Origin of the sequence: Pedobacter sp. R-06 (assembly GCF_049913135.1) — a bacterium.
GTDB lineage: Bacteria > Bacteroidota > Bacteroidia > Sphingobacteriales > Sphingobacteriaceae > Pedobacter.
The window spans coordinates 1,096,824-1,120,079 of record NZ_CP183977.1; the positions used below are offsets into that span (position 1 = coordinate 1,096,824).

The 23,256-nt window shown below is 36.8% G+C and carries 24 protein-coding genes and 2 tRNA genes; 13 read left to right on the top strand and 13 right to left on the bottom strand.

Going from position 1 to position 23,256, the window contains the following annotated elements; translation table 11 throughout:
- Position 1 precedes the first annotated feature (1 nt).
- Positions 2-682, top strand: coding sequence for an ABC transporter ATP-binding protein (locus ACN9MR_RS04630; RefSeq protein ID WP_215128636.1), 681 nt, complete (start codon positions 2-4; stop codon positions 680-682).
- A gap of 123 nt (positions 683-805) precedes the next feature.
- Here ACN9MR_RS04630 and ACN9MR_RS04635 read toward each other — a convergent pair whose 3' ends face one another.
- From ACN9MR_RS04635 to ACN9MR_RS04655, 5 genes are all read right to left on the bottom strand, one after another.
- Positions 806-1,255, bottom strand: coding sequence for an L-rhamnose mutarotase (locus tag ACN9MR_RS04635; RefSeq protein ID WP_426328454.1), 450 nt, complete (start codon positions 1,253-1,255; stop codon positions 806-808).
- A 27-nt stretch (positions 1,256-1,282) separates the two neighbouring features.
- Entirely contained in the window at positions 1,283-2,620 is a 1,338-nt protein-coding gene (locus ACN9MR_RS04640) for an alpha-L-fucosidase (protein ID WP_426328455.1), read from the bottom strand.
- Between the two features lie 88 nt (positions 2,621-2,708).
- The gene (locus tag ACN9MR_RS04645; protein WP_426328456.1) at positions 2,709-4,361 is read right to left on the bottom strand and encodes a sodium:solute symporter; all 1,653 of its coding nucleotides are present in this window, start codon (positions 4,359-4,361) and stop codon (positions 2,709-2,711) included.
- Between the two features lie 17 nt (positions 4,362-4,378).
- Entirely contained in the window at positions 4,379-5,599 is a 1,221-nt protein-coding gene (locus tag ACN9MR_RS04650; RefSeq protein WP_426328457.1) for an enolase C-terminal domain-like protein, read from the bottom strand.
- 14 nt (positions 5,600-5,613) lie between these two features.
- The gene (locus ACN9MR_RS04655) at positions 5,614-6,378 is read right to left on the bottom strand and encodes an SDR family NAD(P)-dependent oxidoreductase (protein ID WP_426328458.1); all 765 of its coding nucleotides are present in this window, start codon (positions 6,376-6,378) and stop codon (positions 5,614-5,616) included.
- Between the two features lie 219 nt (positions 6,379-6,597).
- Here ACN9MR_RS04655 and ACN9MR_RS04660 point away from each other — a divergent pair, with 219 nt between their 5' ends.
- The 10 genes from ACN9MR_RS04660 (at position 6,598) to ACN9MR_RS04705 (ending at position 14,682) form a co-directional block, all read left to right on the top strand.
- Positions 6,598-7,476 (top strand): helix-turn-helix domain-containing protein, encoded by an 879-nt coding sequence (locus ACN9MR_RS04660; RefSeq protein ID WP_426328459.1) that lies wholly within the window; start codon positions 6,598-6,600, stop codon positions 7,474-7,476.
- Between the two features lie 83 nt (positions 7,477-7,559).
- Positions 7,560-8,363 carry a helical backbone metal receptor gene (locus ACN9MR_RS04665; RefSeq protein ID WP_426328460.1) on the top strand — a complete coding sequence of 268 codons (804 nt, stop codon included), beginning with the start codon at positions 7,560-7,562 and terminating at the stop codon, positions 8,361-8,363.
- Between the two features lie 77 nt (positions 8,364-8,440).
- Complete coding sequence (locus ACN9MR_RS04670) at positions 8,441-8,743, top strand: hypothetical protein (RefSeq protein ID WP_426328461.1); 303 nt, start codon at positions 8,441-8,443, stop codon at positions 8,741-8,743.
- A gap of 306 nt (positions 8,744-9,049) precedes the next feature.
- Positions 9,050-9,131 (top strand) — tRNA-Leu (locus tag ACN9MR_RS04675).
- A 493-nt stretch (positions 9,132-9,624) separates the two neighbouring features.
- Positions 9,625-9,706, top strand: a tRNA-Leu gene (locus ACN9MR_RS04680).
- A 169-nt stretch (positions 9,707-9,875) separates the two neighbouring features.
- Positions 9,876-11,228, top strand: coding sequence for a trigger factor (gene tig, locus ACN9MR_RS04685; protein WP_426328462.1), 1,353 nt, complete (start codon positions 9,876-9,878; stop codon positions 11,226-11,228).
- A gap of 46 nt (positions 11,229-11,274) precedes the next feature.
- Complete coding sequence (locus ACN9MR_RS04690) at positions 11,275-11,457, top strand: four helix bundle protein (RefSeq protein ID WP_426328463.1); 183 nt, start codon at positions 11,275-11,277, stop codon at positions 11,455-11,457.
- 337 nt (positions 11,458-11,794) lie between these two features.
- Positions 11,795-12,502, top strand: coding sequence for an ATP-dependent Clp endopeptidase proteolytic subunit ClpP (gene clpP / locus ACN9MR_RS04695; RefSeq protein WP_057932889.1), 708 nt, complete (start codon positions 11,795-11,797; stop codon positions 12,500-12,502).
- Positions 12,486-13,724, top strand: a complete 1,239-nt coding sequence (gene clpX / locus ACN9MR_RS04700; protein WP_057932890.1) for an ATP-dependent Clp protease ATP-binding subunit ClpX — start codon at positions 12,486-12,488, stop codon at positions 13,722-13,724. Before clpP ends, clpX begins: the two co-directional genes overlap by 17 nt.
- A gap of 94 nt (positions 13,725-13,818) precedes the next feature.
- The gene (locus tag ACN9MR_RS04705; RefSeq protein ID WP_426328464.1) at positions 13,819-14,682 is read left to right on the top strand and encodes an AMP nucleosidase; all 864 of its coding nucleotides are present in this window, start codon (positions 13,819-13,821) and stop codon (positions 14,680-14,682) included.
- A gap of 181 nt (positions 14,683-14,863) precedes the next feature.
- Here the strand turns inward: ACN9MR_RS04705 and ACN9MR_RS04710 are convergent, their stop codons facing one another.
- A complete protein-coding gene (locus ACN9MR_RS04710) occupies positions 14,864-15,523 on the bottom strand; it encodes an ATP-binding cassette domain-containing protein (protein ID WP_426328465.1) in 660 nt (219 codons plus the stop codon).
- A gap of 463 nt (positions 15,524-15,986) precedes the next feature.
- Complete coding sequence (locus tag ACN9MR_RS04715; protein ID WP_010601359.1) at positions 15,987-16,847, bottom strand: sigma-70 family RNA polymerase sigma factor; 861 nt, start codon at positions 16,845-16,847, stop codon at positions 15,987-15,989.
- A 452-nt stretch (positions 16,848-17,299) separates the two neighbouring features.
- Here ACN9MR_RS04715 and ACN9MR_RS04720 point away from each other — a divergent pair, with 452 nt between their 5' ends.
- Together ACN9MR_RS04720 and ACN9MR_RS04725 are read left to right on the top strand one after the other, a co-directional pair.
- Positions 17,300-17,857, top strand: coding sequence for a hypothetical protein (locus ACN9MR_RS04720; RefSeq protein WP_426328466.1), 558 nt, complete (start codon positions 17,300-17,302; stop codon positions 17,855-17,857).
- 5 nt (positions 17,858-17,862) lie between these two features.
- On the top strand, positions 17,863-18,069 hold the full coding sequence (locus tag ACN9MR_RS04725; RefSeq protein ID WP_426328467.1) for a helix-turn-helix domain-containing protein: 207 nt from the start codon (positions 17,863-17,865) through the stop codon (positions 18,067-18,069).
- A gap of 289 nt (positions 18,070-18,358) precedes the next feature.
- Here the strand turns inward: ACN9MR_RS04725 and sucC are convergent, their stop codons facing one another.
- The 6 genes from sucC to ACN9MR_RS04755 form a co-directional block, all read right to left on the bottom strand.
- Positions 18,359-19,558, bottom strand: coding sequence for an ADP-forming succinate--CoA ligase subunit beta (gene sucC / locus ACN9MR_RS04730; RefSeq protein WP_426328468.1), 1,200 nt, complete (start codon positions 19,556-19,558; stop codon positions 18,359-18,361).
- A 424-nt stretch (positions 19,559-19,982) separates the two neighbouring features.
- A complete protein-coding gene (locus tag ACN9MR_RS04735) occupies positions 19,983-20,291 on the bottom strand; it encodes a hypothetical protein (protein ID WP_426328469.1) in 309 nt (102 codons plus the stop codon).
- A 144-nt stretch (positions 20,292-20,435) separates the two neighbouring features.
- The gene (locus tag ACN9MR_RS04740; RefSeq protein ID WP_426328470.1) at positions 20,436-20,984 is read right to left on the bottom strand and encodes a hypothetical protein; all 549 of its coding nucleotides are present in this window, start codon (positions 20,982-20,984) and stop codon (positions 20,436-20,438) included.
- A gap of 34 nt (positions 20,985-21,018) precedes the next feature.
- The gene (locus ACN9MR_RS04745; protein ID WP_426328471.1) at positions 21,019-22,590 is read right to left on the bottom strand and encodes a DUF4173 domain-containing protein; all 1,572 of its coding nucleotides are present in this window, start codon (positions 22,588-22,590) and stop codon (positions 21,019-21,021) included.
- 10 nt (positions 22,591-22,600) lie between these two features.
- A complete protein-coding gene (locus ACN9MR_RS04750; protein WP_426328472.1) occupies positions 22,601-22,912 on the bottom strand; it encodes a hypothetical protein in 312 nt (103 codons plus the stop codon).
- A 47-nt stretch (positions 22,913-22,959) separates the two neighbouring features.
- Positions 22,960-23,256, bottom strand: a complete 297-nt coding sequence (locus tag ACN9MR_RS04755; RefSeq protein ID WP_057932898.1) for a winged helix-turn-helix domain-containing protein — start codon at positions 23,254-23,256, stop codon at positions 22,960-22,962.

Here is a 23,256-nt window from a genome sequence, read left to right on the forward strand (position 1 = left end):
TATGATACAACTTAATAACATCGAAAAATACTACGCAAACAAAGGAATTAAAAACTACGTGTTGCGTTTGGTTACCACAACAATTAAACAGGGAGAATTTGTTTCCATTATGGGGCCATCAGGTGCAGGAAAATCTACTTTGCTCAATATTATTGGCATGCTTGAAGAACCAACTTATGGTTCGTATGAATTTTTGGGCGAAGATGTAACTTCGTTGAATGAGCGTAAACGCATTGAACTTTACCGAAATCACATCGGTTTTGTTTTTCAGGCTTACCACTTAATTGATGAAATGACAGTTTACGAAAATATTGAAGCCCCATTACTGTACAAAAAAGTAGGTAGCTCCGAGCGGGCAAGTAGAATTGCCGACCTGTTAGACCGCTTTAATATTGTTGCGAAAAAAGATTTATTCCCTAATCAACTTTCAGGCGGGCAGCAACAATTGGTTGGTATAGCAAGGGCATTGGCCGCTCAACCATCTATAATTCTGGCTGATGAGCCAACGGGTAATTTGCAGTCGGCACAGGCAGAAGAAATTATGACGTTGTTTAAAAAATTAAATCAGGAAGATGGTATTACCATTATCCAGGTTACACACTCTGAGAAAAATGCACAATACGGAAATAGGATTTTGCACATTGCCGATGGTGTAGTAAAGGAGGATGTGGCGGTAGGTTAAACCAATTTTATTAAGTTAAGCTTTTGTTTGGAGATATAAACACACCTGAAATATTAAAGGCTGTGTTTATCTAACTAACTCATTGTTTTAATTGGTGGAATGTATGTAGTTTGTATACCGTTACTAATCATGGTGAAAAACTTCTTCCATAGGGCTCCAGGTTTCGCCTTTTGCGGCGGCATCGGGTAAAGGGATTTGAATCGGTGCAGTTTCTTTCCACCAACGTTGTGTAGTGGTGTCAGCTGCCATCTTTTTCATATCGGCAGCAAAATCAGTCCCGGTATACTCGAAATAGCTGAAAAGATATAGTTTACCCTCAATTTCTTTTAAATAAATGGAATAATTATGGATGTTGCATTCGGTTATTTTTTTTAATACTCCATGCCACGCTGCAGCATGTAACTTTTTGTAATAAGCCATTTTTTCGGATTTTAGGCCCGTAATGCTGCTATAACGCAACACTTTGTTTGCTGCTTTTGATGATTTGCTTTCTTTTTTTGCAGGAGGGTTACAGGCGTACACCATTAGCGCCAAGGCTAATGTCAGGAAATACATTGCTTTTAAAATTTTCATATTTGCCTTTTTTAAATATCGGTTTATTTAAATAATTGGAATATTTTCGGTGTTCCCGTTTAATTCCAGCACTACAATATAATCTGACTGGCTGGCTTGGTTAGCAGGAAGTTGCACTGCAATATCATCCTTTTGCAACACGTTAACAGTTTGGTTATTTAAAAGGTATGCTTTTTTAACTTTTAAACCTGGGATGTTTTTTAAATTAAGCTTAGTCAGACTGGAATTTAATACATGCAAATAGATTTTATTTCCTTTTCTGGTAGTGGCATATTCATCATTAGGCTGGTAGGGGCCACCCAAAGTACCATAAATGGCTTCACCATTCGTTTTTAACCAATCGCCAATTTCTTTTAATCGCTCTATCTGGCGGGCCTCAATTCTGCCATCTGGCATAGGACCGACATTTAATAAAAGATTGCCATTGCCACCTGCCGTTTTCGATATAATTTCAAGGCATTGTTTCAACGGTTTCATTTTATCATTTGGTTTCCAGGCCCATTGGTTGCAAATCGTAAAACAGCTTTCCCAGGGAGTTTGCATATTTAATTTTCCTACTACTTGTTCAGGCGTGTCGTAATCGCCTATCATTTTAGAAGCATCAATGTTTTTATTTTCCATTGCGGCAAACTCTTTTCCCAATCGGTTATTGATAATGACAGTTGGTTTTAAATTTTTGAGATAGGCATACAGATCTTTACCCATTTCGTCGGTCCAGGGTTTTTCCCATTGCCCATCAAACCAGAGCATATAAGGATCATATTTGGTAATGAGTTCTTTTAGCTGGTTTTTCATATAGACCACATAACGGCTCATGTCTGATTTGGGATCAATTGTTTGTTTTTTTGGCGAGTGGATTGGATAATCTGGATGGTGCCAGTCTAATACTGAATAATAAATACAGAATTTAATCCCCTGTTTTTTACAAGCTTCATTTAATGCGCCAACTATATCTTTCTTGTATGGCGTGTTGGTGATGTTAAAATCGGTATAAACTGTTGGCCATAAACAGAATCCATCGTGATGACGAGCGGTAATGGTCAGGTATTTCATTCCGGCATCTTTTGCTGTTTTTACAATGGCATCGGCATCAAATAGAACCGGATTGAATTCTTTATAGAGATTGTCATAATCTTCGGTTGGAACCTGCTCGCCACGGCTCCAGCCAATTTCAGTGCCCCGTAAACTTACAGGCCCCCAGTGAATGAACATCCCGAAGCGTTTATCCATAAAATCGTTTATGGGCGATGGTTTACTGTTTTTGGATTGCGCAACTACTTGTAAAGCTATGGTAAAGGCTAAAACGCATACTAAAGTGACACGGTTAATGACTTTGTAGGATAAGGGATATTTGATCTGTATCATATATTAATTTTTTTTAAAATGTTAATTTATTAACTGCTATGTCTGATTTTACTTATTATGGTATAGCTTTTCCTGATCATTTAGCCAGCTATTTAAAATAAACATATAGCACGCCCATTATAGCCAATAAGAGCATGGATAGAAATTTGTAGTTTCCTATGCCCCTCCAGCCTTTGCTTTTGAGCGGTTCCCAAATAGACGTCCAATACAAGGTTTCGCTTTGAGCGGTGTGTTTTACAGGGTAGATATAAGAAAATATAACCTGTATCAACACACAGATGCAGAATAGGTAAAAAGCCATCATCATGAAGGGGATTTTACCAATTAAAGTTTCTGCTCCATATACTTTGTTTATCGCAAAAACACCCGCGCCAATAATAGACCCCAGTAACAAAGTATATTGCGCCCCTTTTGCCGATGCTTTTTTCCAAAATACACCCAATAAAAATACGCAAGTAATGGGCGGAGCAATATGTGCAATTACATCGTTAATGCCATTGAAAAGACTTTCATAGCTATTTAGTAATGGCAATAGGCCTATTGAAACGGCTAAGGCGATACCCGCCGACCAGCGACCTACGCTAACTAATTTTTTATCGCTGGTTTTGGGTTTAAATCTTTTGTATAAATCATAACTACTTAATGTGGCAATAGAATTTAAAGCACCCGCAATTTGACTCATTAAGCCAGACAATAATGCGGCTACCAAAATACCAACTAATCCTTTTGGCAAAAGCTGGGTAATCATTAAAGTATAAATGCCTTTGGTGTTCAACACGGTTTCGCCATTGGCGCCAACAGTTTGTAAACTCGATAAATCCATGGTGCCCGATTTATATAAGATATAGGAAAACAAACCAGGGAGCACGAAAATAAATACCGGTAAAATTTTGATAAAACCGCAAAACAGCGAGCCTACACGGGCATGGTTTTCGTCTTTTGCACCTAAAACACGTTGCACAATAGTTTGATCGGCGCACCAGTACCAGATACCCAAAACGGGATAGCCTAAAAATACGGCTATCCAGCTCATTCCGCTCTTATCTCCAATCGGGCGTACCATACTGAGTTTATCCATCGCATTTTCTTTCTGTAGTATAGCTGTCATATGATCCCATCCGCCAACTTTATTCCAGGCAAAATAGGTAATGATAATGGCTCCGGTAATGAGCACCAAACTTTGTATGGTCTCAGTAACTACTACTGCCCTTAAGCCACCAATAATGGTATATAGTCCGGTTAGTAAGGCGATTACCACTATGCTTACGTACATGTCGATACCAAATAGGGTTTCGAGTACGATGCCGCCCGCTAAAAAAGAAAAGGCAATATGGATGATGATGGCCGATAAAATGGAAATGAGTGCCAGCCAATCTCTGCAGGCACGGTTATATCTTCGTTCTAAAAAATCGGGTAAAGTAGAAATGCCAGAACGGATATAGAAAGGAATAAATAACAAGGCCAAAAGGATAAGGGTAAATGCTGCCATCCATTCAAAATTGCCATTTAAAAGCCCGCTGTCGAATCCGCTCTGTGCCAAACTTACCAAATGGAGGCACGAAATGTTTGTTGCAAATAATGCCAGGCCAATCATCGGCCATTTTAAAGTTTTGCCTGCCAAAAAGTATTCACCACTGGTGGTTTCTTCGTTTTTCTTTTTTCGCGTTCCGCTCCATAAGCCTATGGTTACAATAAAAAGTATATAGGCAATGGTAATTACGATATCGGTTGTACTGATCATATTTGGTTAGATTTTGGTTATTTTAAATCACAGCTACTTCCTATCTCTCGCGGGGTGATGTAAACTCCCTTTTCAATTTTAATCGGGTTTTTAAAGTGTTGTTTTAAATGGGGGATGTGTTCTAAAAACAAAGCTTCGTGTCCCATAGCAATGTGGTTGAAGAGTACCAGATGCTGATGTAACTGTCCCATATCGCCAACGTGTGGTACTACGGGTACGCCAAATTTTTTACATAACAAACTAATCGTGATGAACTCGCTAACACCACCTACACGCACGGCATCTACCTGGGCAAAACCCGTACAGCCAGTTTGCAGATAGTTTTTAAAAATAATGCGGTTGGGTACATGTTCTCCCAAAGCCAATTTAACAGGCGCAATTTCTTTGGCCAAAGTCTGGTGCGCCAATACATCATCAGGGTGTGTAGGTTCTTCAACCCAAAAAGGATTCATATTTTTAAGCTCATTACATATTGAAATAGCTTGCGGTAGTGTCCATTGTTGGTTGGCATCTAACATTACTTTAGCGGTTTCACCAGCAACTTCGCGTACAATGTTTGCCCTTCTAATATCACGTTTAGGATCAGTTGATCCGACTTTAAGTTTCATTGCGGTAAAACCATTGGCAATAGCTTTTTTGCAGTTCTCGCGTACTTTTTCGTCGTCGTAATTAAACCAGCCTACAGAAGTGTCATAACCTGGATAACCGATATCGAGAATACCTTCTCTCGATTTTTTTGAATCAGTTTGGCTTTGCAGCATGGCTATTGCGTCTTCTTTAGTGAGAACATCTTCCAGGTAGGAGAGATCGAGGGTATTTACAATTTCTTCAGGACTTAAATCAATCAGGAGTTTCCAAAGCGGTACACCACGTTTTTTTGCCCACAAATCGTAACAGGCATTGGTTACAGAAGCTAAGCCTAAATGCACAACACCTTTGTGTGGACCCAACCATCTAAATTGTTGTTCGTTTGATAAAGTGCGAAAAGTCTGCCCAAAATCGCTCATCAATTCTTCAATATCTTGTCCCTTTAGCGTATTGGCATAAAACTGAGCTGCATTGCAAACCAAATCGTTGCCAGCCCCCAGTGTAAAGGCTAATCCCGTTCCTGTAATACCATTCTCGTCGGTTAAATTGGTAACTGCATAGGAGTATTGAGGGTCTTTGTGGATGGCATCGCTGCCTGCACCGGTTGATAGTTCAAATCGTTTGTCACTAATTTCTATTTTGTTTATCATGTTCGTAATCTGGATTATATAATGGTTCTGTACCCCAATTCTGCTCCGCCACTTACCGGTAAAATGGTTCCTGTTATAAATCTGGCAGCATCGCTCAGTAAGAATAAGCAGGCATCTGCAATTACGTCGCCAGCTGGTATACCGCCTAAAGGCTGAAGTTTATCTAAGTAATGCTGTATTTCTTCTTTATTGGATTGTTCTTTACTCCATAACTGTAAGGTTGGGGTATTAATCGCTGCAGGCGAAACCGCGTTAACACGTATTTGGTATGGTGCATAATCTAAAGCCATAGCCTTTGTCAGTGCATTAATTGCACCCTTTGTAGCTACATAAGCTGCATGATTGTCTTGCCCGATAGTACCTACCATCGAGCTGGTATTTAAAATACAACCCTTTGTTTTTTTAAGATACTCGATGCTATAACGAGTGGTATATAAAATGCTCTTTAAGTTAACATTCATCAGCAGGTCCCACTCCGCATCTGTGGTTTGATCAAGCGTTTTTGAAGGATGCGCAATCCCCGCATTATTATGGATGGCATCTATATTACCAAACTTTTGAATGATGGCTTTAAAAGCAGATTCAACTTCATTTTCATTAACCAAGTTGCAAGTTATGGCTATTTTTTGTTCGGTTTCGAGTTCATTTAGTTTGTTTTTGGCTATTGGGTTTTTATCCAGGATACAAACAATAGCACCAGCTTTTGAATACGCCTTTGCACATTCCCAGCCAATGCCATCGGCACCTCCTGTTAGTACAATAATTTTATGATGAAGCATGTTGGTTAATTCGGTTAGTATTTGTAATAGCTAATTTATTAAGGAAAAAAGAGATAAACTGAAGTATAATTTGCTGATAGTGATGTTATATTAGCTTCTTTATTAAATTTATTTATTTTAATTGATAATTTAAGGTGTTAAATGGTAAATTAGTTTTCTCATAACCAAATAGCTGTCATAAGTGCCAAAACTGATGGTAAAGAAAATAATCTGTATTAAATGAAACCGATTTTTGCCAAAATACTAGATGGGAAAATAAATGATGTTTACGGCATAAAGGTTGTAGACGCACCTTACTTTTCTACCGAATTTCATTTTCATGAAGAATGCCAGCTCACCTATAACGTTGAGAGTGAAGGGCGACGCATGATCGGTGATAGTATTGAAGATTTTAATAACGAAGATATGATTTTTGTAGGCTCTAATTTGCCTCATGTATGGCACAATAGCCAACAGTATTTTAGCGATTCTACACCAAATACCCATGCACATTCAATTTCACTTTTTATCCACCCCGAAAAAATACTGGATATTTTCCATGAGCCAGAGAACATACAAAAGCTTAAAAACTTTTTCCAATTGGCTAAACGTGGAATGAAATTTAACCTTTCGGCCAGAAAGGAGATAAAACCTTTGTTGTTAAAAATTGCCCGGGCCAGAGAAGAAATTATCCGTTTAATAGGGGTGCTGGAAATTTTAAACTTGCTTTGTCAAAACAAAGATTATGTTTTACTGGCCAGCCCGGGCTATACCAATAACTACCAGTTAAAAGATAATGATAGAATGGACAAGATTTTGAAATATGTTTTTGATAATTTTAATAAAGAGATATTGCTGGTAGATGCTGCTGAGATGACCAATATGAATAAGCAGGCTTTTTGCAGATACTTTAAGAATCGGACACAGAAAACTTTTGTAACCTTTGTTAATGAAGTAAGAATTGGTCATGCCTGCAAATTAATTGCTGAAAGTGATCATCAAATAAACGAAATGGCTTATATATGTGGCTTTAATAGTCTTTCTAATTTTAACAAATTTTTTAAGCTGGCAAAAGGTGTTACCCCAAAAGAATATAAGAAAATGCTAATTGTAGATTGATCAGTTAAAAACTTGCTGAAGATTAAACCTTGAAAAGACTTCCTTTAAACAGACTAATCTTTTCTTTCACCTATATTTGCCACATGCAAAAATCATTTATCGATCAAATGGGCAGGGAAATTTCTATCAATTTCCCACCTAAACGGATTATTTCTGTTGTGCCCTCGCAAACAGAATTGTTATTTGATTTAGGATTGGATAAGGAAATTATAGGATTGACCAAATTTTGTATCCATCCGATAGAAAAATTTGCAGAAAGAACCAAGGTTGGTGGAACAAAAAAACTTAACATCGATTTAATCAAAGATTTAAAACCAGATCTGATTATTGGGAACAAAGAAGAAAATACGCAAAGTGATATAGAAGAGCTTGCAGCAGACTTTCCGGTTTGGATGAGCGACATTTTTACTTTAGATGATGCCATAAAGACTATTGGCCAGATAGGGGAGCTTGTAGATCGCGAACCAGAGGCTAGTTACCTTAATCACCTTATTGCAACAGGATTTAACGATCTTAAGACACTTGCACTTCAACATCGTATCGATAAAAAGGTAGCCTACCTCATCTGGCGTAAACCCTATATGGTTGCTGGAAAAAATACCTTTATTGATGATATTCTGCTGATCAACGGTATGACGAATGTGGTAACGCAAGAACGTTATCCTTTGGTTACACTAGAGGAACTGAAAACTTTAAATTGCGAACTGATCCTACTGTCGTCAGAGCCTTATCCTTTTGGCGAAAAACATATTGAAGAGATTCAAGCGGCTATTCCTGAAGCAAAAATTATGCTGGTTGATGGAGAAATGTTCAGCTGGTATGGAAGTAGATTGGTTAAAGCCGTTCAATACTTTTTTGAGTTTCAGAAGCAAATCATTAGCTTTTAAAAGCAAATTTTTATAATTTGTAGCATACGGTTAAAACGTCCCGTTATTATACCATTACAATAAAAAATCATAATTCGATGAGAAAAATATTAATACTATCCATGTTCGTAGCCGTAATTTCCGGTTGCAGTTCAATGAAAAACGGAGGAAACTCCGGTACCGTTACCGCAAGTGGAACAATTGAAAAATTAGGCATGACTACGTTTCAGTACGGTACGCATTTATTAAAAGCCGACAATAAAACTTATGCCTTAAAAAGTGCAAGCATAAATCTTGATACCTATTTAGATAAGAAGGTTACCATAAAAGGGAAAAAGGTTTCTGGCTATCCATTAGAAGGCGGACCCGAGTTGGTTGAGGTGACTTTGGTAAAGTTTTAGGTTGAGATGGCATGGCGCAAGAAGTCGTCAATTGCGAAGCCAAATTTTTCATTTGATGAAGTAATCTTAATGCGTTCGCTGGTAGCGAACGCATTAAGATTATTCATTTTTGCAGTTGTTTTTAAAGGCATTCATGAGCTCACATTCGTTCGGTTATCTTCGTATCTCGCAATGACGATTTTTTCTCCTCTCCCTGGTCTGTATCCCACAGACCATTATAACTAAATTTGTTTCTTCATAAAGTATCCCAAAGATTTGATTATTCAATTTAGTTTCTATCTTTGCAATCCTTAAAACATCCTAACCGCGGAAGTGGCGTAATTGGTAGCCGCACCAGACTTAGGATCTGGCGCTTCACGGCGTGGGGGTTCGAGTCCCTTCTTCCGCACAACAAGATCAACCGTTCCGATTTAACATCAGAACGGTTTTTTTATGGCATAGGTAATTAATTCTGTAATTGGTGTTACTGCTCAGCTATCCGTAGGAACGTTTGGTGTTTTAACCATTAATTTTTCACCTATCCTTGCCACCTAAAACTGATCGCAGTGGTTCCGATTTTTTCATCGGAAAGAACGGAGAGCAGGGCTGCATTAGCCCAAACGCTACCGGACCTGCTTTCCAAAAAAATAAATGCTTATAATTTATGCTGAAAACAAAGGCTCTGTTTCATTACTGCGTTAATCCTGCTTTAAGTTACAAGTCTTAGTGGTGTGCCCCTACAAATCGTTACAAAAACTTCTAATAGCCCTGTTATTAAAATTTTTCTCCTTAAAAATTAAAGAGTTAGCAGTTTTTGATCGAAATAATCAATAAAATATTACCGATGCCTTTTGATTATCCAATCTTGTTTCTATCTTTGCAGTCCTTACAACATCCTAACTGCGGAAGTGGCGTAATTGGTAGCCGCACCAGACTTAGGATCTGGCGCTTCACGGCGTGGGGGTTCGAGTCCCTTCTTCCGCACAACAAGATAAAGGCCGTTCCGATTTAAAAATCGGAACGGTTTTGTTTTTAAAAACATTGATTAATAAAAATTGATGTGCTGTGTCGGTTGTGGCGATATATGATTTTTTCTCAAATCTCATATCTCAATTCTCCCGTCTAACTGTACATCTTACTATATCTCATAAAAATGAATATTACACAGGAAAAAACCGGCAACTTAAATGCTGTTGTAAAAATCAAAATCGCACCTGCTGATTACACTGGAAAAGTAGAGAAAGCCATTAAAGATCAAGCTAAAAAAGCACAATTACCTGGTTTCCGTAAAGGAATGGTTCCTGCTGCCCACATTAAAAAAATGTATGGTAAAAGTATCTTGGTAGAAGAGGTTAACAACCTGTTGAACGATACTTTATCTAACTACATCGCGGAGCAAAAATTAGAAATTTTAGGTCAACCACTTCCTAAAATGGACGATGAACGCGAATTTAAATGGGATAATACAGATGATTTTGAGTTTGATTATGAGTTAGGTTTAGCGCCTGCTTTTGATGTAAATCTTTCATCTAAAGATAAATTTACAGAGTATGTAATTAAAGCTGATAAGGAAACTTTAGAAAGCCGTATCAAAAATATCCGTCGTAGCTATGGTAAAATGACTAATCCTGAGGTTTCGGCTGATGATGATGTACTTTACACTGAATTAACTCAGGTAGCTGCAGATGGTACTGCTGTTGAAGGCGGTATTACCAGTACGGCAACTGTTCGTTTAGATCAGATAAAAGATAAAAAAATCCTTAAATCGCTAATTGGTTTAAAGAAAGAAGACGAAGTAACCATCGATATCCAAAAAGCATTTGAAGATGCTGCTGTAATTGCAAAAGCTTTAAATATTTCGGAAGAAGAAGCTGCTGAGTTAAAGGCAAACTTTAAACTTCATGTTAAAAACGTTAACCGCTTAGAAGAGTCAGATTTAAACCAGGAGTTTTTTGATAAATTATTTGGTGAAGGTACGGTAACTGACGAAGCTGGTTTCAGGGCGAAAATTACTGAAGAAGTAGAGAGTATGTTTAAACAAGATGCTGAACGTAAATTATCTAACGATATTTATGAAGCACTTTTAACTAAACACAATTTCGAATTGCCTGATGAATTTTTACGTCGCTGGTTAAAGGCTACAAACGAAAAACTAACCGACGAGGAGTTGGCAGAAGGTTATGATGATTTCGCTAAAAACCTTAAATGGACTTTAATCGAAAACAAAATCATTAAAGATAACAGTATCGAGATTAAATATGAGGATGTAGTTCAGGCAGCTAAGGCTAAGTTAGATGCGCAGTTTAGAATGTATAGCCCAAGCCCACTTCCTGAAGATCAATTGGCTCAATATGCAGTTCAATTTTTACAGGAAAAAGAAAATGCAAACCGTGTTTTCGAAGAAGTAAAAGCATTAAAAACTTTCGAACAAATCAAATCTGTTGTTACTTTGGAGCAAAAAGATATTGATTACGATAAATTTATTGCGCTGGATAAAAAAGCATAGGGCAGAACGCCTGGTGATTTTAATATCATGATTATAAAATCTGATTTTGCTTAATGGTAAATTTAGATTTCAAGACTTGCTAATTTGGCAGAGAGCTATAATTGTAGGTAATAAATTAATTGATATTTCTGAGAAATTAGAAGAAATAAAAAAGTTTAGATTTGCAGAGCAGCTTCGAGGAGCTGCTCTTAGCGTATCTAATAATATTGCAGAAGATTTTTGGATCTAATTCCACACCCGATTTTCGAAGATTCTTAAATTTTGCACACTGATCTGTTTTTGAGAATGCTAATATTCTTTTAGTGTTAAATTTAAGATTACTAGTTTCTGACAAGGATTTGGCAGATTTGTTAGAAGATTTAGATATTTTAGCAAGGATGATTTCTAACCTCTCTAAAAGTTTGAAGTCATGAGCGTGCTATATTGTCATAGATTTTGATATGGTATACTCTTTGTCTAAGCAATACATAATTGAAATATTATTTATATTTTGGTTTTTTATTATTCACGAAACTATGGGGAACAGGAGCTTAAAACTCTATGCCCTCTGCTAAAAAACTCACATAATGAACATAGATTCACAAGAATTCAGAAAATTTGCCGTTAAACATCAGGGAATTGGCGGTTTACACGTAGATAAATTTATTGCTCAGGCTAATCTGAACCCTAAGAGCATGACCCCATATATCATTGAAGAACGTCAGTTGAATGTAGCGCAGATGGATGTTTTTTCAAGGTTAATGATGGACCGTATTATCTTTTTAGGTGATGCGATTTACGATCAGAATGCAAATATCATTCAGGCTCAGTTGTTGTTTTTGCAATCAACAGATGCCGATAGAGATATTCAGATCTACATTAACTCGCCAGGGGGCTCGGTTTATGCAGGTTTAGGTATTTATGATACCATGCAATATATACAGCCAGACGTAGCTACAATCTGTACAGGTATGGCCGCATCAATGGGTGCAGTTTTATTGGTAGCAGGTGCAAAAGGAAAACGTGCTGCATTACCTCACTCAAGAGTAATGATTCACCAGCCATCAGGAGGCGCACAGGGTGTGGCATCTGATATGGAGATTAACTTGAGAGAGATGTTGAAATTGAAAAAAGAATTATACGATATTATTTCAGAGCACTCTGGACAAACATATGATTGGGTAGAGAAAGCTTCAGATCGCGATTACTGGATGACAGCTGACGAGGCAAAAGGATTTGGTATGGTTGATGAGGTGTTATCGAGAAACGCAAAAAAAGATGGCGAAACAAAATAAAGAATCCCGTTGTTCATTCTGCCATTCTGGCAAGCATGAAACATTAATGTTGATTGAAGGTATGGATGCGTTTATCTGCGATAAATGTGTAACCCAGGCCAATCAATTGCTCGCGCAAGAATTAGGGACCAAAGGGACAAAAAATATTCAGGAGGCGATAAACTTATTAAAGCCTCTTGAAATTAAACAACATCTTGATCAGTATGTTATTGGCCAGGACGATGCTAAAAAGGTATTATCCGTTGCCGTTTACAATCACTATAAACGTTTAAATCAAAAAGTTGATAAAGACGAGATTGAGATTGAAAAATCGAATATCATGTTGGTGGGCGAAACTGGTACTGGTAAAACACTTTTGGCTAAAACCATTGCGAAAATTTTGCATGTGCCATTCTGTATCTGCGATGCAACTGTTTTAACAGAAGCAGGTTATGTAGGTGAAGATGTTGAAAGTATTTTAACGCGCTTGCTTCAGGCTGCTGATTATGATGTAACGGCTGCAGAACGCGGTATCGTTTACATTGATGAAGTAGATAAGGTAGCACGTAAAAGTGATAACCCATCCATTACACGTGATGTATCGGGAGAAGGTGTTCAGCAGGCTTTATTGAAAATTTTAGAAGGTACAGTTGTAAACGTTCCTCCTCAGGGCGGACGTAAGCACCCGGATCAGAAGATGATCCCGGTAAACACGAATAACATTCTATTTATCTGTGGTGGGGCATTTGATGGTATTGAACGTAAAATTGCCAACCGTTTACGCACGCAGGCGGTGGGTTATAAAGTAAAGAAAGATGAGACAGTTTTAGATCTTAAAAATCTTTATAAGTATATTACACCTCAGGATTTGAAATCTTTTGGATTAATTCCAGAATTAATTGGTCGTATACCGGTTCTTTCTCACTTAAATCCATTGGATAAAGAATCTTTAAGAAACATTTTAACCGCACCTAAAAATTCATTGATTAAGCAATATGTGAAACTTTTTGCTTATGAAGATGTAAAGCTTGTTTTTGATGAAGATGTTTTAAATTTTATTGTAGATAAAGCAATGGAATATAAACTGGGGGCACGTGGTTTAAGATCGATCTGTGAAGCGATTATGTTGGATGCGATGTTTGATACACCAACGCAGACGGATGTCAAGGAACTGCACATCAATCTCGATTACGCGATAGAGAAATTTGAAAAGGCCGACTTTAAAAAGTTGCAGGCCGCCTAAAAATTCAATCCTCTCGCGAAAGCGGGGGGATTTTTTTTTAATATAATATTTGTTAACGCCAAGCGCCACGCGCTATGCTCAAAACTAAAAGAATATGAACGAAGAAAAAGACGTAAAAAAAGACGAGGAAATTGTAGAGAAATCAAAAAAAATAAAAGAAGTAGAAAGCCCTGTTAAATCTGGGTTAAAATCGAAAGATGAAATTGTTAAAAACTGGTTGCCACGTTATACCGGTAGGCCCTTAGATCAATTTGGCGATTATATCCTGCTAACCAATTTCAGTAAGTATGTAAGCATGTTTTCGGAATGGAACGATAATGCACCGATTATGGGTTTAGATAAGCCTATGCAAAGTGTTACCGCAAATGGCATTACGATTATCAATTTTGGTATGGGAAGCCCCTTGGCAGCAACCATGATGGATTTATTGACGGCCATTAAACCTAAAGCAGTTTTGTTTTTAGGTAAATGTGGTGGTTTGAAGAAGAAAAACCAATTAGGCGATTTAATTTTACCTATTGCCGCAATCAGGGGAGAAGGTACATCAAATGATTACCTGCCGGCAGAAGTACCTGCATTGCCAGCATTCGCCTTGCAGAAAGCGATTTCTACAACCATACGCGATCATGGTAGGGATTATTGGACCGGAACCTGTTATACTACCAACCGCAGGGTTTGGGAGCACGACAAAGAGTTTAAAAAATACCTGAAAACTTTAAGGGCAATGGCTGTAGATATGGAAACTGCTACAATTTTTACTACGGCCTTTGCAAACAAAATTCCAGCCGGCGCATTGCTTTTAGTTTCCGATCAGCCGATGATTCCTGAAGGTGTTAAAACTGCTGAAAGTGATAGCAGTGTAACCGAAAAATATGTAGAAACGCACTTAAGAATCGGTATTGATTCGTTGAAACAGTTAATCAATAACGGATTGACGGTTAAACATTTGTTGTTTTAGGATGAAATCGTCGGAACTTGTTTCGGAATCTTTTTAGCGAATTGGAAATGATGTGAAATAAATTCAGCATGATGCATCGGGTTATGGCATTCGTCATCCTGAATTTATTTCAGGATCTTTTAAACTGAGTTATTGAAAGGTAAGATAGATGCTGGTCCCGAAGATTCGGGACAGCCTGACTTTATGTTGTAAATCCTGGTAAGTAACCATGCAATACCAGGTCTTCTTCGCTGTTGATGTTGTAATTGCATCTGTTGTGCAAGAGCACAATACGATCGGAAATAGCTAAAATAGACTCGTAGTAATGATCGGTAATGATAAAACCTTTGAGTGCTTTCATCCGATTGATATGGTCTTTCAATTCTTCGATCCACAGTGGCGATAATTGCGAAAATGGCTCATCGAGAAGTATGTATTGTGCATCGCTGTAAATCATTAATAAACATTCTACAAACCTGCGTTCCCCACCAGATAGATTGTAAAATCTAGCCTTTAAATGATTGGCAATAACTTCAATTTGCTGTAATTCAGCTTGTCGGTTTTTGCAAAAGATATTAATGGCCTGAAAAATACTAATCTGGTTTGGGATAAAATTATCCTGAGGCAAATAAGATAGATTGTTTGACAGATAGCCTTTTTCATATACTTTATTATTTATCTTAAGGTATTTGAAGTTCGCTTTTACACTTCCAAAAATGATCTTTAATATAGTTGATTTACCCGATCCATTTCTGCCTAATAAGCCAACCACTTCACCAACTTCGCAGTTTAAGTAAACGCTGCTTAATACTTCCCTATCTGCAAAAGTTTGGTTAACACTGTCGATAAAAAGTCTTTGCATATTGATGAAATGATTAAGATTCCGATGAAAATAATTAAATCATACAAAACTAGGTTTGTCATGATTTTTCTAAAGCCTATGCCCTGATTTTTGAAAAAGTATCCAGTAGATTGATAAAACATGAAATATATAGCAACAGAAAATAGCCAGCCGATAAATTTGATGAATACGGCAAAAGAGTAAATCCCTGGTTCCTTAAAGCCATTTAAAATGAAAAATACCGATGTGAGCAAGCTGACCAGCACATTCCATAAAAAAATGGGTTTGTATATAGCTAAGGATTTTTTGAGTAGACCAATCGACATGACTTAAAGATATAAAATTATAACGATAAACTTAGTTGTGAGTAAACAAAAAGATTGGTGCTGTATAATCGTCATTTCGATCGTGGCGGAGAAAACGTAATAAACAAAAAAAGATCGGCCAATAGCCGATCTTTTTTTGTTTCAATGAACTTAATCTCTTATCCTAAATAAGATTTTAAGATTTTACTTCTTGAAGTATGACGTAAACGCTGTAACGCTTTATCTTTAATCTGACGAACGCGTTCACGGGTTAAATTAAATTTCTCTCCAATTTCTTCCAGAGAAAGGGGATGGTTGGAACCTAAGCCGAAGAATAAAACGATAATTTCTCTTTCTCTTTCGGTTAAGGTAGATAAAGAACGTTTAATTTCTTCTGATAAAGATTCATTAATCAATGAGCTATCTGTATTTGGCTCGTGGTTTTCCAATACATCTAATAATGTATTTTCTTCACCCTGAACAAAAGGAGCATCCATAGATACGTGTCGGCCTGAATTACTAAGTGTGTCCGAAATTTTATCCACTGTAGTTTCTAAAATATCGGCAAGTTCTTCAGGAGAAGGCTCACGTTCGTATTCTTGCTCTAATTTAGAGAAAGCTTTACTGATTTTGCTTAACGAGCCTACCTGGTTTAAAGGTAAACGAACAATACGGCTTTGCTCGGCAATTGCCTGCAAAATAGATTGACGGATCCACCAAACAGCATAAGAAATGAATTTGAAACCTTTGGTTTCATCAAAACGTTTTGCCGCTTTAATTAAACCTAAGTTACCTTCATTGATTAAATCGCCTAAAGTTAAGCCCTGATTTTGATATTGTTTTGCAACAGATACAACGAAACGCAAGTTGGTCTTAGTCAATCGCTCTAATGCAGCCTGATCGCCCTCACGAATCTTCCTTGCTAAAATTACTTCCTCTTCTGCTGTTATTAAATCTACTTTGCCAATTTCGTGTAGGTATTTATCTAATGACTGACTTTCACGGTTGGTAATGGATTGCGTTATCTTGAGTTGTCTCATTTATACGAATTGTGTGCTCTTTAATTATTGAGTGTGCAAAGTTACGAAATTGTATAGCAATCCGAAAGGATAAAATGCTGAAAATGTTACTGTTTGCACAAGTTTTTTACAGTTTTACTTATAGCAAAAATCATTCCAAACAAAATTCTGACATGGTATGTCTGAATAGCTGCTTTATGATTGTTTTTCAGATATTATTTATTGTAAATCGATAAATATATTTTGAATTATAATAATTTATTATTTATGTTTGTACTTCAAATGATTGAATAAATATGACGTTTCTTAATTTTTAAACGATTTAAAGCAAATAACAAAAGTCATTATTATTAGGTGTTTTTGATCATGTAATTTTTGTCAGGTTAGTATGTATAAAAATCAAAACAAGAAATTACTCTATTACTAAGCATTAAAATAAATCTCAGGTATTACATTTTAAACAGTATGTAATTATGGAAATTAAAATAACAACCAATCAGATTTTGAAAGTCTTACATGTACTTTCGTGGATCATTTTTATCGGTCTGTGTGTCGAAGCAGGCGGGGTACTTGTTAATACAATTATTACAACGTTTATAAACCCGAAGGGTGTGCGTAACTTTTGGGATGGGGCAGATTATTTGTCAAGCGTTTACAAATTTGATCAGGGATATTTCCTGGTCATTACACTCGTTATGATTATTGTTGCTGTGCTAAAAGCAATTATGTTCTATCTAATTGTAAAATTGTTTATCGATAAAAAACTTAGTATTTCTCAGCCATTCAGTATAGAGTTGAAGCATTTTATTTTGATACAGTTTTTTTTAGCGCTTGGGATAGGTTTTTTTGCCAATTTAGGCTATAAGTATACGGTTTGGCTTACCGAACAAGGCGTTATGGCCGCTAATCTCCGATCGTTAAAAATGGACGGAGCTGATGTATGGTTCTTTATGGCTGTTGTGCTTTTTATAATTGTACAGGTTGTAAACAGAGGAATAGAAATTCAGCAAGAAAACGATTTAACGATATAAACCTTATGCCCATAATTGTAAATTTAGATGTAATGTTGGCCAGGCGTAAAATGTCGTTAACCGAATTAAGCGAACGGGTAGGGATTACGATGTCTAATTTATCGATACTGAAAACAGGTAAAGCAAAGGCTGTTCGTTTGGAAACGTTAGAGGCGATTTGTAAGGCTTTAGATTGCCAGCCGGGGGATATTTTGGAGTTTCGGGGAGCGTGATCAGAATGACCACAAACCTTTGTTAATAAACCTGATAGAACGGAAAGCCCGGAGCGCAGCGAGGACTTGAAGAGATAGCAGGACAGGAGGCCGCCATTGAAAAAAAACCGTTCATTTTCAAAAAAAAACAGTCTAAACAGATCTCTCCGTTCCGCGATGCTGCAGTCGAGATGACGACTTTCTTATGTTTTTTTGAAAAGATAGACTAAAAAAAACCTTCCAGTTTGCACTGAAAGGTTTTAGAATATGTTATTGCTTTAAGCTTTGTCTTTCGACTTTTAGCTTAAACCTATGCTTGTTCAGCCAATACTTTAGTTACTAAATCAGCTGCTTCTTTTAGCGCGATTGCTGAGTAAACCTGAAGGCCAGACTCATCAATTAATTTTTTAGCTTCTTCGGCATTTGTACCTTGTAAACGGCAGATAATTGGCACCGGAATGTTACCGATTTCTTTATAAGCATCGATTACACCTTGTGCAACACGGTCGCAACGAACAATACCACCGAAAATGTTGATTAAAATTGCTTTAACATTAGGGTCTTTCAAAATGATGTTGAAAGCCGCCTTAACCGTTTGTGCATTAGCAGTTCCACCAACGTCTAAGAAGTTAGCAGGCTCACCACCGGCCAATTTAATAATATCCATGGTAGCCATCGCTAAACCTGCACCGTTAACCATACAACCTACGTTACCATCAAGGTTAACAAAGTTCAGGTTAGAAGCACTTGCTTCAACTTCCATCGGGTCTTCTTCCGTAACATCGCGCATTGCTGCATAATCAGGGTGACGGAATAAACCGTTTTCATCCAGATTCACTTTAGCATCAACTGCAATTACTTTATCATCAGAAGTTTTTAATACCGGGTTGATTTCGAACATTGAAGAGTCGGTTGCTTCATAAGCTTTATATAAAGCAGTTACAAATTTAACCATCTCTTTAAAAGCATTACCGCTTACACCTAGGTTAAAGGCAATTTTACGCGCCTGGAAACCTTGTAAACCAACTTTAGGGTCGATTTCTTCTTTGAAAATTAAGTGTGGCGTATGTTCTGCAACTTCTTCGATATCCATACCACCTTCTGTACTGTACATGATAATGTTACGGCCTTTTGCACGATCTAACAATACAGAGATGTAGAATTCTTTGGTTTCAGAAGCACCTGGATAATAAACATCCTGGGCTACTAAAATTTTGTTCACTTTTTTACCTTCCGGACCGGTTTGAGGGGTTACCAATTGCATACCAATAATATCAGTTGCACGTTGTTTAACCTCTTCAAGGTTTTTAGCTAATTTAACACCGCCACCTTTACCGCGACCACCAGCGTGAATCTGCGCTTTAATTACAACCCAGTCAGAATTGTAATCTACTTTCAGTTGCTTAGCAGCCTCAACAGCTTGCTCAGGAGTATCGGCAACTATTCCTTCTTGAACGTTAACACCGAAACTTTTTAATATTTGTTTACCCTGGTATTCGTGAATATTCATCTGTTTATATTTTTGTCTTTATCTGTCAGATGGAGCCTATTACGATTAAAATATTATTTTAATCGCATCGGGTTCATTTGCTACAAAATTTGCCCAAAGCTACAATTTCAAACCCTTTAAACAAATAGCAATTGCCGATTTTTTCAGAAAATGAACGTTTTATGTTAATCGGGAAATTAGTGCCGGTAATGGGCACTGTTTTATGGTGTCTGCTGATTTCGCAGATATGTTTTATTTGAAAGTGAGGGGTCGGTTCTCCGTGGCGGCTAGTGGCCCTGCTTTCCGCTATAAGTCCTCGCTACGCTCCGGGCTTACCGCTACAATCAGGCTTAAAAGCGGTTGGTTCCTGTAAGATGCAAAAGATATGTTTCCGCTGTGCTAATCATCTTAAATCTGCGGGAATAAAAAAGGTTAATAGTGTTCATTAACTTCCTGCAAAAGGTGTTCCGAATATACCAACAGCTAATTCTGCCCAGATAAGGAATAAGGCCAATAAAATAACAACGAGTATTACTGTTCTTAGGGTGCCTGTTTTTAAATTTCTGATTACAAGTTCGATAGCCAAACCTGTGCTGAGTAATAATATGCCTGCGATTACAAAATCGGACAGTGTCCAATTCACTTCATTAGTAAACTGCATGGCTACTAAAGGAATAGCCAATATTGACGTTATTACACTTAAAATGATCGTAATTCTTAATTTGCCTGAATTCAATGTTTCTTGATTTTTCATGATTTTTATATTTATAATGTACAGTTAAATTGTTAATGAATTAAAACCTTTGCTCCCCGATGCAAATTGCACCGGAGAAACTAAATCCAACAAAAGTTTAGCAAAGGCGAGAGGTTAATTATGCAGGATTTTTAAAATGATGATTTAATCGTTTATGTAATAAATTATGATGCTTTTTCGATCTTTTAAGAACCCAATGAAATAATGGTTCCAATCTTCCCCCGTTTTTTTTCTTTGCCGCCAGACTATATTTTTGGCAGTGGTCAGGTTTAAAATTTCAGTAAGTGTTTCAGAAATAACTAATTCTGGGTTCTCAAATTCTTTGTTTTGATATATGTGCCGGTACAAGTTGCCATAATCCTGGTCTGATAACTTCATTAACGAAACAGAGCAATAGTTGCCATGAATATCCGGATAACTAGCTGATTTGCTAATTATTTCAGCTGATTTTGGAACAGTTTTTCTAACTACGGTTTCGTATTCTTCAAAGTAAAATGAATCTTGAGGATAAAATGCAGTATATATGGAGTAAAAAAACCATAATTGTAAAATGCTTAAAATTGAAATTATAATCCATTTCATCTTTGGACTCGATTTCTTTCTGCGGATGGAATAGACTAATACTAGTGGAAGGATTATTGAAAATGTGACTAGCAAGAAGCCGATTAAAAGTTTAAATATGAAAGTATCCATAATTATTATCTCGAAAAGTTCCTATTTCAAAATTTTATTCATGTTTATTTAATCCAAAATATTCTGCCGTATTCCAATCTTGCAGGTTCCATGATAGCCAGCTTACTTCCTGATACCGCTCTTTGAAATAACCAATACGTTTGTCCAGCTGGTCTCTATAAAAATCTGCAGTTTGAGGCTTGGCAATTTCTTTTTCATATCCCTTTTTAGCGGGAGTATAATGCAATTTTGACCTGTGTTTATCTAAAACAGGCAATGTCTTATCTGATAACGATAACAGGTAATCGACATCAATTCCCACCTGATCACTTTTCGCTAAATTGTATTTCACAATAAAAACATCCCAGTTAATTAAACTAAAAGCCAGTAAAAGAGCAAACCAGATATTTCCGTTTACTTTAAATAAATAAAATAAGGTTTTCTGTTTAGTTACTTTAATATATACGGTAACCAAACCAACGATACAGAGAACAGCAAAAACCAATACGCCAATTCTTTTATGGGTTAAACCGTAAAATTCGATGTAGTATCCATCGCGGATGAAAACAGAGATAATGAGGATAAAATTCTGAACCATCCAGCCAATGGCTAAAATTTTAAGGGTTTTACTCTTGCTATAAAAGTTTAAGTTTCCACGGAAAAAATATAGAATTACCGCCATGGCCAATATAATGCTAAAAATTAGGGCATTTGTACCATCGTGCAAATCGGCAGAGAAATTACCAGCAGGTTTGTATCCAAACCAAAGTGTAGAAATATCAATCAGATTTACACTCAGCAGCAAGAGATTCAAAGAAATAAAGGAGATGAGCCCGATAACATATTCTGTTTTCAAAGCCATTTTTTTGGTGATAATTTGACTGGTAAAGGTGTGGGCAACTTCATACCAGATGCTTTTGGGCTTCTGGCTGCGTCTTATCCTTAAAAGCCTTTCTTTGCAAGTGGCCTCAAGTTTTTCAATGCTTTTATTGTAAAAAGTAATGATAAGGCCTGCAGTTACCAATATACCCAGGCAGAAATGAAAAAAGCGAGGTAAGCTTAGATCTTGAAATATAAAGCCAAAAATACTGTTGAAAAAATTAGAAATATTAGTAAATGTTAAATCTAAATAATGTGCAAAAACTTCATTGGCACCGCTGTAAATAGCAGTAAATACAAATAAAATTATTAATGGCAGGATAATGTATTTAATCGGTCTGAAAACAGGTCTTAAACTAAATTTACCAATTTGAACGTCCGATAGTCTTTTTAACAGAGTTGCTGGAACGGTAATCATTTGCATAACAGTTGCCATACCTGCAATATAAATGGTACGTACAGCCTGGTAGTGCGCAAAACCGACAAATAGTACCAGACTAATATAATAGGTTACAGCACTTAAGGCAGAATTATTTACCACCACCAATACAGCTGCAAGCAAGTGCGCTATGGCATAAATTTTAAACTTATTACTTTTAATTACCTCGTTGTTAAAAATGGTTACAGTGATGATAAAAACACTGTAAATCAATTGGTTTAATGCCAGCCATTCTTCCCAAAAAATATAGCTAAAAAGTAAACCACCAATTAAGGTAGAAAGCAATAGGAAGTTAGATGTTGTTTTCATTTTGAATTGTTTAAAGGGTTAAGTTTAAGGCTAAAAAGCAGTAGAATAAGCTTAAAGGAATGTTTAGCAGCATGAAGAACATAGTTGCCGCAATTTTTCGCCAATAGGCTTGCTGCCTGAAGCACTCGCGAAGGAGAATAAGAAAAAATACCCCGTTTACTAAAGCAGCAAGATAAATATAGAATAACCCCGCAAACATAAGTTCGTTTAATTTGAGTACGAAGTAGGCTAAAAGAATGAGGGTGCCTATTGCGGCCGAAATTACAGCCATCCATTTGCCGATTTCAACGAGTTTAAGTCTTTTTATTTGTCCTGTTTTCATGTTTAAAAGTGCTTTGAATTTCAAAGTATGTGTTTAAAAAAAATGGCTTATAGTTTTTTGATCATTTTTTCAAGTGCATCTAAATGTGCTTTAAAGGCTTGTTTGCCCAAAGCTGTGATAGAGTAGGTGGTACTGGTTTTTCTGCCGATAAAACCTTTGTGTACCTTGATAAATTCTGCCTGCTCTAAAGTATTCAGGTGTGAGGCCAGGTTTCCATCTGTTAATTCGAGCATCTGTTTCAGGTCGTTAAAGCCAATTTCATCGTTCACCACCAGGATAGACATTACGCCCAACCTGATCCGGCTATCGAATATTTTATTTAAATCTGCTATCGGGTTTTTCAT

Excerpts from the sequence above, each read along its gene's own strand:
- ACN9MR_RS04630 (WP_215128636.1), top strand. The coding sequence starts at position 2 with ATGATACAACTTAATAACATCGAAAAATACTACGCAAACAAAGGAATT.
- ACN9MR_RS04635 (WP_426328454.1), bottom strand. The coding sequence starts at position 1,255 with ATGAAAATTTTAAAAGCAATGTATTTCCTGACATTAGCCTTGGCGCTA.
- ACN9MR_RS04640 (WP_426328455.1), bottom strand. The coding sequence starts at position 2,620 with ATGATACAGATCAAATATCCCTTATCCTACAAAGTCATTAACCGTGTC.
- ACN9MR_RS04645 (WP_426328456.1), bottom strand. The coding sequence starts at position 4,361 with ATGATCAGTACAACCGATATCGTAATTACCATTGCCTATATACTTTTT.
- ACN9MR_RS04650 (WP_426328457.1), bottom strand. The coding sequence starts at position 5,599 with ATGATAAACAAAATAGAAATTAGTGACAAACGATTTGAACTATCAACC.
- ACN9MR_RS04655 (WP_426328458.1), bottom strand. The coding sequence starts at position 6,378 with ATGCTTCATCATAAAATTATTGTACTAACAGGAGGTGCCGATGGCATT.
- ACN9MR_RS04660 (WP_426328459.1), top strand. The coding sequence starts at position 6,598 with ATGAAACCGATTTTTGCCAAAATACTAGATGGGAAAATAAATGATGTT.
- ACN9MR_RS04665 (WP_426328460.1), top strand. The coding sequence starts at position 7,560 with ATGCAAAAATCATTTATCGATCAAATGGGCAGGGAAATTTCTATCAAT.
- ACN9MR_RS04670 (WP_426328461.1), top strand. The coding sequence starts at position 8,441 with ATGAGAAAAATATTAATACTATCCATGTTCGTAGCCGTAATTTCCGGT.
- tig (WP_426328462.1), top strand. The coding sequence starts at position 9,876 with ATGAATATTACACAGGAAAAAACCGGCAACTTAAATGCTGTTGTAAAA.
- clpP (WP_057932889.1), top strand. The coding sequence starts at position 11,795 with ATGAACATAGATTCACAAGAATTCAGAAAATTTGCCGTTAAACATCAG.
- clpX (WP_057932890.1), top strand. The coding sequence starts at position 12,486 with ATGGCGAAACAAAATAAAGAATCCCGTTGTTCATTCTGCCATTCTGGC.
- ACN9MR_RS04705 (WP_426328464.1), top strand. The coding sequence starts at position 13,819 with ATGAACGAAGAAAAAGACGTAAAAAAAGACGAGGAAATTGTAGAGAAA.
- ACN9MR_RS04710 (WP_426328465.1), bottom strand. The coding sequence starts at position 15,523 with ATGCAAAGACTTTTTATCGACAGTGTTAACCAAACTTTTGCAGATAGG.
- ACN9MR_RS04715 (WP_010601359.1), bottom strand. The coding sequence starts at position 16,847 with ATGAGACAACTCAAGATAACGCAATCCATTACCAACCGTGAAAGTCAG.
- ACN9MR_RS04720 (WP_426328466.1), top strand. The coding sequence starts at position 17,300 with ATGGAAATTAAAATAACAACCAATCAGATTTTGAAAGTCTTACATGTA.
- ACN9MR_RS04725 (WP_426328467.1), top strand. The coding sequence starts at position 17,863 with ATGCCCATAATTGTAAATTTAGATGTAATGTTGGCCAGGCGTAAAATG.
- sucC (WP_426328468.1), bottom strand. The coding sequence starts at position 19,558 with ATGAATATTCACGAATACCAGGGTAAACAAATATTAAAAAGTTTCGGT.
- ACN9MR_RS04735 (WP_426328469.1), bottom strand. The coding sequence starts at position 20,291 with ATGAAAAATCAAGAAACATTGAATTCAGGCAAATTAAGAATTACGATC.
- ACN9MR_RS04740 (WP_426328470.1), bottom strand. The coding sequence starts at position 20,984 with ATGGATACTTTCATATTTAAACTTTTAATCGGCTTCTTGCTAGTCACA.
- ACN9MR_RS04745 (WP_426328471.1), bottom strand. The coding sequence starts at position 22,590 with ATGAAAACAACATCTAACTTCCTATTGCTTTCTACCTTAATTGGTGGT.
- ACN9MR_RS04750 (WP_426328472.1), bottom strand. The coding sequence starts at position 22,912 with ATGAAAACAGGACAAATAAAAAGACTTAAACTCGTTGAAATCGGCAAA.
- ACN9MR_RS04755 (WP_057932898.1), bottom strand. The coding sequence starts at position 23,256 with ATGAAAAACCCGATAGCAGATTTAAATAAAATATTCGATAGCCGGATC.